The following is a 7,875-nucleotide window of genomic DNA, read 5'->3' on the forward strand; positions in this document are numbered from 1 at the left end:
ATGATCCTCGACGAGCGGCTGCACACCGTCCCGGCGCTGCTGCACGAGCTGGCGGCCCGGTACCCGGAGATCGAGGCGGTCGTGGCGCCCGACGGCCGCGTCACGTTCCCCGAGCTGCTCGTCCGGTGCGAGGCGATGGCCGCGTGCTACGCCGCGGCCGGCCTGCGACCGGGCGACCGGGTGGGGGTGCTGCTGCCGAACGGGCTGCGCTGGATCGCCGCCGCGCTCGGCGCGCACCTCGCGGGGCTCACCGCGGTGCCGATCAACACCTGGTACCGCTCCTCCGAGTACGCCTACGTGGTGGACACCGCCGCGCTGCGGATGGTGGTCACGACCGAGGACCTGTTCGGCAGGCCCGTGCTCCAGGACCTCGCCGCTGCCGGGTACGGCGGGCGGTTCCCTGGCTGTGGCGGCGACGGCTACCTCGGCGCGCTGACCTGGCCCCGCGGGGCGGAGCTCCCGGACGGTGTGGCGCCCGCCCGGTTCGACGCGGTGCCGGTCGGGCCCGCCGACCTGGCGCTGGTCCTGTTCACGAGCGGGAGCACGGCACGTCCGAAGCCCGTCCCGCTGCGCCACGGGCCGCTCGTGCACAACGGCCGGGAGATCGCGCGGCGCCAGCACCTGCGGGCGGGCGACCGCCTCTGGATCGCCGCACCCTTCTTCTTCGGCTACGGGTGCGCCAACGCGCTGCCCGTGGCGCTGACCCACGCGACGACGCTCTGCCTGCAGGAGCGCGTCGACGGCGACGCGGCGCTGGAGTTCATCGAGCGGGAGCGGTGCACCGTCTACTACGGCCTCGCGACGACGACACGCTCGCTGCTCGCGGCCTCCCGGTTCGGCGAGCACGACATCTCCTCGCTGCGCACGGGCACGGCGGGCTTCACCGCCGAGGACAAGCGGCTGGTGATCGAGGGGCTGGGCGTCACCGAGGTGTGTTCGGTCTACGGGCTCACCGAGGCCTACGGGCACTCCACGATGACCGACGCCCGCGACCCCCTCGAAGTCGTGCTGCACACCCAGGGCACGGTCGTCCCGACGCAGGAGATCCGGATCGTCGACGAGCGGGGCGAGCCGTGCGCCACCGGCGAGACCGGGGAGGTGGAGCTGCGCGGCTGCGTCATCGACGCCTACCTCGACTCGCCCGACCTCGACGCCGAGGCGTTCCGGCCGGGTGGCTGGTTTCGCACCATGGACCTCGGGTGGCTCGGCGGGGACGACCGGCTGCACTTCGTGGGCAGGCGCAAGGAGCTCATGAAGATCAAGGGCATCAACATCGCGCCCGCCGAGGTCGAGGAGATCCTCGCCACCCACCCGGCCGTCGACCAGGTGTACGTCATGGGGGTCCCCGACGGCCACGGCGACGAGGTGATGGCGGCCGTCGTCGTGCCGCGGCACCCGGTGCCCGACGAGGCGGCGCTGCAGGACGAGCTCACCGCGCACGTGCGGTCGCGCGCGGCGAGCTACAAGGTGCCGTCCCGGTTCGTCGTGATGGGGGCCTCCGACCTCCCGCTGACCGACACCGGCAAGGTCAGCAAGCGCGCATTGCAGGCCCGGCTCGATGCCTAGCGGCGGCCCGGTGGGCGCGGCGGCGGTCGTCGGCGTCGGGGAGACCGACTATGCCGACGACTACCGACGTCGCCGCGAGCCCGACCGCCCGCCGCGGGACGCGTACTCCTACGGGGTCGACGCGTTCCGGCGGGCCCTCGCCGACGCCGGGCTGTGCCGCGACGACGTCGACGGTCTCGTCGCGGGACCGCCGCTCGCGGCCGAGCGGACCGCGGAGATCCTCGGCCTCGACCCGCACTGGGCGGCGACCGGCGACCACGCGCACGCCGTCTGGCTCGCCGCCATGGCGCTGGCCACCGGCGCGGCCGGGTGCGTCGCGCTGGTCTACGGCAACGACCAGCGCAGCGCCGGGGTGCGCTACGGCGGGGCGGCCACCCCCGGGGCGGCGCTCTTCCTGGCCTACGACTACTTCGCGCCATGGGGGCTGACCTCGCAGGGCGCGCTCTACGCGCTCATGGCACGGCGCTACCGCGAGGTGCACGGCCTCTCGGAGGAGGCGCTCGCCGAGGTCGCCGTCCACCAGCGCCGGTTCGCCGCGACGACGCCGGGGGCCGTGATGACGCGACCCCTCACGGTGGCGGACTACCTGGCCAGCCCGTACGTCGTCGAGCCGCTGCACCTGCTCGACTACTGCCTGGTCAACGACGGCGGGGTGTGCCTGATCCTCACCACGCCGGACCGGGCCGCAGGCCTGGGGCCGCCGCCGGTGACCGTCGCGGCGTTCGGCCGGGCCGAGGCCGACCGGGAGGCGACCTCGCTGCGTCCCCGGCTTGGCGACCTCTACCACCCCGCGCACCGGCGCGCCGCCGCGCAGCTGCGCGAGGCGAGCGGCGTGGGGCCGGAGGACGTCGCCTGCGTGCAGATCTACGACAGCTTCAGCATCCACGTGCCCGTCGCGCTGGAGGGCTTCGGCTTCTTCCCCGAGGGCGAGGCGGACGCGTTCCTCGCCGGCGGCGGCCTGCGCCCCGGTGGCCGCCTCGCCGTCAACACCGCGGGCGGCCACCTGTCCGGCTCCTACATGCAGGGCTGGGGCCACCAGGTCGAGGCCGTGCGGCAGCTGCGGGGCCATGCCGGAGCGCGCCAGCAGCCGGGCCTGCGCCACGTCCAGTACATCGGCGACGCCGCGGGGAAGGTCACGTCGATCCTCTACCGGAAGGGGCGGTAGATGCGCACCCGGCCGAACCCCGTGCGCAGCCCGGACGACGACGTCTTCTGGGCCCACGTCGCGCATCGCGAGCTGCGCCTGCAGCGCTGCACGGCCTGCCACCACGTCCGCTACCCGCCCGCGCCGTGCTGCCCGCGCTGCCTCGGCGCGGACGCGGAGTGGGACGAGGTCCGCGGATCCGGGCGCGCCGTGTCCTGGGCCCGGTTCCACCGGGCCTACTTCCCGGGCTTCCCTGCGCCCTACGTCGTCGTCGCGGTCGAGCTGGCCGAGGGTCCGCTGATGATCGGCGACGTCGACGACGGCGCCGCGGGCGCGCTCGCCGTCGGCACACCCCTGCGCCTGGTGTTCGAGGACTGCACGTTCGCGGACGGTTCGCCGGGCGTCGTCCCGCGGTGGGAGATCGCACGACCGACGACCGAGGAGGAGAGCACGTGAGGCGCACCAGGGAGATCGCGGCGAACATCGGCTTCACCGAGGGCCCGGTCTGGACGCGGGCGGGCCGCCTGATCGTCACGAGCATGACCCGCGGCCTGGTCTACGAGCTCGACCTCGGCGGCGGGGTCACCGGGCGGACCGAGACCGGGGGTGGCCCCAACGGCCTCGCCGAGGACGCCACGGGTGCCGTCTGGGTCGCGCAGAACGGCGGGACGATCGTGGCCAGCAGGTCGGACCGGCCCGCCGCCCCGGGTCTGCAGCGGATCGTCGACGGCGTCGTCGAGGACGTCGTGGCGGCGGGGCTGCTCGCCCCGAACGACCTCGTCGAGGGGCCCGACGGGCGGATCTGGTTCACCGATCCGGGTGGCACCCCGGGGCGGGTGCACGCCTTCGACCCGCGCGGCGGAGGTGTCGAGGAGCTGGCCGGCGGGATCGCGTACCCGAACGGCCTCGCCTTCGATGCCTGCGGCGAGTTCCTGTACGTCGCCGAGACCCGCACGGGCCGGGTCCTGCGCTACGGCTGGGACGGCTCGACCCTGCAGCCGCTCGGCGTGTTCGCGACGCTCTCCGCGGGGAGCCCGGACGGACTGGCCTTCGACGCCGACGGCAACCTGTACGCGGCGTCCCCGGACGCGGACCTCGTCGCGGTGTTCGACCCGGACGGCCGCGAACGCGAGCCGCTGCGCTTCGCCGGGCCCACGTTCCCCACCAATCTATGCTTCGCGGGCCCGGAGCTCGACGTCCTCGTCGTCACCGCGGCCAAGGGCGGCCGGGTGCTGGCCGTCGACGCGGTGGCGAAGGGTGCGAGGCCGGCGGCGGGGACACCGGTGCCGGGGAGTGGCGGGGGGTGAGGGCACATGCCCGCAGGACGTCGTGCGTGCGCGGAAGCGGCGCAGCGGTGAGCGAGGCAGGGGGTGGGCCACCTCCCGCGCCGCCGGGCGGGAGCGGCGGGCCGTCCGCCGTCCAGCGCGGGCGGCCGGGCAGGCTCGCCGGGCGCAAGCAGCTTCCGGCGGAGGTCGAGGCCCACGTCCGCGAGATGATCATGGCCGGCCAGGTGAAGGCGGGCGAGTTCATCCGCACCGAACGCCTTGCCGCGGAGCTCGGCATCAGCCCCACGCCGGTGCGTGAAGGCCTCCTGGCGCTGCGCGGGGAGGGCTTCCTCGCCCTCGAACCGCGGCGGGGCTTCCGCGTCCTGCAGCTGCGCCCTTCGGACATCGAGGACCTCTTCACCGCGCAGGCGCACCTCGCGGGCGAGCTCGCGGGGCGCGCGGCGGGCGAGCTCACCGCCGAGCAGCTCGACCTGCTGCACACCGTCCAGCAACGGCTCGTCGCCGCCGCGGCGGCCGGTCAGATCGAGGCGGTCGAGGAGCTCAACCACGAGTTCCACCGCATCATCAACAAGTCCGCGAACGCGCCGAAGCTGGCGCTGCTGCTCTCGGTGGCGGTGCGCTACGTGCCGCGCCGCTTCTTCGCCCTGATCGAGGGCTACCCGGAGGCGAGCTGCAAGGACCACGAGGCGATCCTCGCGGCGCTGCGGGCGCGGGACGCGAGCAGCGCCACCGCCGCCATGCACGACCACGTCCTGCACGCGGGGCGGCTGCTGCGCAACCACCTCGACGCGGCGCACGTGCGCGAGACCGGCTGAGGCGGGCGACGTGCTCGGACCGGTCCGCCAGGTCGCGGTGGTCGGGGTGGGCAGGACGGCGGTCGCGCGCGCGTCCGCACGCAGCCCGCTGGACCTCTCCGCGGAGGCGCTGCGCCTCGCCCTCGACGATGCCGGCCTCGCCCCGGGTGACGTCGACGGGCTCTTCACCAACGTCGGCGACCCCCTCGCCGCCGACTACGACCGGATGGCGGAGGCATTCGGGCTCGGCATCCGCGCCGCGCTGCAGACCTGGAGCCACGGCCGGTTCGTCGGGCCCGCGCTGCAGGCCGCGATCCAGGCCGTGGCGCTTGGCACCGCGGAGGTCGCGGCGTGCGTGGGCGGCGTCGCGTTCTCCGCGCTCGGGACCGTCGGCGGCTCCGGCGACGTGGAGGGGTCCCGGCAGGGCGGGGGCTCGCACGGCGAGTCGCCGCAGTACGGGATGACGGCGCCGGGCGGGGGCGCCGCGATGGCGTTCCGCCGCTACTGCGCCCGCTACCGGCAGGACCCGGGGCAGATCGCGGCCGTCCCGATCGCGTTCCGCCGCCACGCCCGGCGCAATCCCGGCGCGCAGCGGACCGAACCGCTGGGGCTCGCCGAGTACGCGGCCCAGCCCTATGTCGTCGAGCCGCTGCGCCGGCCCGACTTCGCCCTGCTCAGCGACGGCGGCGCGGGCGTGCTCGTCACGACGCTGGAACGGGCCCGCGACCTGCGCCAGCCGCCCGTCGTCGTGGCGGGGATCCAGGGCCTGCACTGCGGCCGCGACGAGTTCATCTTCGCCCCGCCAGGGCTCGGGGTCTTCACCCAGTCGGACACCCGCCGTCCGGTGCGCAACCCCGTCTACGCGATGGCGGGGCTGGCCGGACCGGCCGACGTCGACGCGCTCCAGCTGTACGACGCGTTCTCGCCGAACGTCGTCTTCGTTCTGGAGCGGTTCGGGTTCGCGGGCGAGGGTGAGGGGCTCGACTGGATCCAGGACGGCCGGATCGAGCTGGGTGGCGCGCTGCCGACCAACACGGCGGGCGGGCTGCTGTCCGAGGCCCACCTGTGTGGCTGGGGGCACATGGTGGAGGCGGCGCGCCAGGTCCGGGGCGAGGCGGGAGAGCGGCAGGTGCCCGGCTGCGAGGTGGTCCAGTGGGCCACCCCGTTCGGCGACTCGATCGTCTTCGTGAAGGACCGGTGAGCCGTGACGAGTGCCCGGCCCCTGCCCGCGCGGTATCCCGAGGACGTCGAGCATCTCGACGGCGCCGCGCGCGGCGAGCTGCGCATCCCGTGGTGCACGCGCTGCGGTGCGGCGTTCTGGCCGCCCGGGCCGGTGTGCCCCCGCGACTTCGCCCCGGCCCCGGGCTGGGTGGGCGACGCCGGTACCGGCACCGTGTCGAGCTGGGTGCGATTCCACAAGAGCTACTTCGCGGGCGACGAGGTGCCCTACGTCGTGGTGCAGGTGCGGCTGGACAGCGGGCCGCGGATCACCACCACATGGACGGGTGCCGCGGATCCGGTCGTCGGCGAACCGGTGGGCGTTGCGTTCCGCGAGGTCGGCCGGCACCCGGGCGGCGAGCCGGCCGTGCTGCCCGAGTTCGGCCCGGTGGACGACGCCGCAAGACAGTGAGCAATGACAATGTTGCCGGGCATCCGGCTGCAGCAGCGGCCATGTCGTCGAGCTGTGCCGCATGCAGACCGACAACCCGCCGCGCCCGGGCCCGATGCCGATCAAGCGGTCATCCTTCGAGTGGGATCCGGGACGGCCGGGGGTCGCGGCCGCGCGGCGGGCAGGCGCCGCGGCGGCTCCTCGGTCCACTGCCCTCGTGTCGCGGTCCGTCCCCTGGCGCCGGCGCGCAGATATCGGCTGGCGTCCCGTTGCTGTCTACGTTCGCCGAACGGGCGCTGAGCTGCGCCGATCGGACCATGTTCGAACTTTTGTTCGAGTAGACTGAACGGCGTGATCCCCGATCGGCTGGCCGCCGCGCACCGCCTGCTGGAGCAGGCCGGTGCGGAGCTGGTTGCCGCCGGTGGTCCGACGGCGGGTGATGAGGAACTGCTCGGCCTGCTCGCCGTGTGCGAGGGGGCGGCCCGGGTGTTGGAGCGGGTGTCGGTCGGGGCGATCGCGGACCTGGAGCGGCGGGGGGTGTTCGCCGAGCGTGGCTACCGGTCCAGCGTCACCGCCCTGGCGGATCTGCTGGGGTGGGAACGCGGCGACGCCCGGCGGCGGCTGGTGGTGGCGGAGCAGGCCTGTGCTCGGGTCGGGTGGGACGGCGCGGTGTTGCCTGCGCGGCTGGCGGCGACGGCGGTGGTGTTCGCCGCCGGGGGGTGTTCGGCCCGTCAGGTCGAGGTGGTCGCGCGGGTGCTCGGGTCGGACGCCGCGCGGCGCCTGACGCCGGAGGTGTGGGCGGCAGCGGAGGAACAGATCGCCGCGAAGGCGGGGGACTACTCGCCCACGGATCTGCAGGCCTGGGGCACCGCGCTGGTCGAGATGCTGGACCAGGACGGGCCGGAGCCGGACGACCGCCCATCCGCGCCCGGGGTGAACGAGCTGATCCTGACCCGCAACCCGTCCGGTTCCGGGGGGAAGATCAAGGGCCGGTTCGACGACGCGGCCATGTTCGACGCGATCGCCACAGTGGTGGATGCAGGTGCCCGCCCGACCGACGCGGCGGACGCGCAGGAGCGGCCGCTGGGGCGGCGGCAGGCCGAGGCGCTGGCCGACGCCTGCGGGCACGTGCTCGACCACGCCGACGCCGAGGTCCTGCCCGCCACCGGCGGCGAACGCCCACACCTGTCGGTGATCGTGCGGCTGGAGGACCTGGAGAACCGCGCCCGCGCCGCCTGCCTCGATCTCGGCGGCCCGATCTCCCCGGAGTCGCTGCGGATGCTCGCCTGTGATGCCCGCGTCGTCCCGGTCGTGCTGGGCGGGGCCGGGCAGCCGCTGGACGTGGGCCGGGCCACCCGGGTCGTCCCGGACGGGCTACGCCGCGCGGTCACCGCCCGCGACCGCGGCTGCGCCCGCTGCGGGCGCCCACCGTCGTGGTGCGAGATCCACCACCTGACACCGTGGGAACACGGCGGC

8 protein-coding genes are annotated in these 7,875 nt (G+C 75.1%); all 8 read left to right on the forward strand.

The features are described 5' to 3' along the window. Nucleotides 1-1,566, forward strand: coding sequence for an AMP-binding protein (locus AB7J25_RS17780; protein WP_428510416.1), 1,566 nt, complete (start codon nucleotides 1-3; stop codon nucleotides 1,564-1,566). Nucleotides 1,567-1,576: 10 nt separating this feature from the next. Then, nucleotides 1,577-2,731, forward strand: a complete 1,155-nt coding sequence (locus AB7J25_RS17785) for a thiolase family protein (protein ID WP_428510418.1) — start codon at nucleotides 1,577-1,579, stop codon at nucleotides 2,729-2,731. Beyond that, nucleotides 2,732-3,166, forward strand: coding sequence for a Zn-ribbon domain-containing OB-fold protein (locus AB7J25_RS17790; RefSeq protein WP_428510420.1), 435 nt, complete (start codon nucleotides 2,732-2,734; stop codon nucleotides 3,164-3,166). After that, on the forward strand, nucleotides 3,163-4,017 hold the full coding sequence (locus tag AB7J25_RS17795) for an SMP-30/gluconolactonase/LRE family protein (protein WP_428510422.1): 855 nt from the start codon (nucleotides 3,163-3,165) through the stop codon (nucleotides 4,015-4,017). The genes AB7J25_RS17790 and AB7J25_RS17795 overlap by 4 nt, the downstream gene beginning before the upstream one ends. Before the next feature lie 47 nt (nucleotides 4,018-4,064). After that, nucleotides 4,065-4,811, forward strand: coding sequence for a GntR family transcriptional regulator (locus AB7J25_RS17800; protein WP_428510424.1), 747 nt, complete (start codon nucleotides 4,065-4,067; stop codon nucleotides 4,809-4,811). Between the two features lie 10 nt (nucleotides 4,812-4,821). Beyond that, the gene (locus AB7J25_RS17805; RefSeq protein ID WP_428510426.1) at nucleotides 4,822-5,991 is read left to right on the forward strand and encodes a thiolase family protein; all 1,170 of its coding nucleotides are present in this window, start codon (nucleotides 4,822-4,824) and stop codon (nucleotides 5,989-5,991) included. Between the two features lie 3 nt (nucleotides 5,992-5,994). Further along, on the forward strand, nucleotides 5,995-6,420 hold the full coding sequence (locus AB7J25_RS17810) for a Zn-ribbon domain-containing OB-fold protein (protein ID WP_428510428.1): 426 nt from the start codon (nucleotides 5,995-5,997) through the stop codon (nucleotides 6,418-6,420). A gap of 330 nt (nucleotides 6,421-6,750) precedes the next feature. Next, on the forward strand, nucleotides 6,751-7,875 hold a 1,125-nt coding region (locus tag AB7J25_RS17815; protein WP_428510430.1), incomplete at its 3' end, for a DUF222 domain-containing protein.

This window comes from Pseudonocardia sp. (genome assembly GCF_050246655.1).
Taxonomy (GTDB): domain Bacteria; phylum Actinomycetota; class Actinomycetes; order Mycobacteriales; family Pseudonocardiaceae; genus Pseudonocardia.

Excerpts from the sequence above, each read along its gene's own strand:
- AB7J25_RS17790 (WP_428510420.1), top strand. The coding sequence starts at position 2,732 with ATGCGCACCCGGCCGAACCCCGTGCGCAGCCCGGACGACGACGTCTTC.
- AB7J25_RS17780 (WP_428510416.1), top strand. The coding sequence starts at position 1 with ATGATCCTCGACGAGCGGCTGCACACCGTCCCGGCGCTGCTGCACGAG.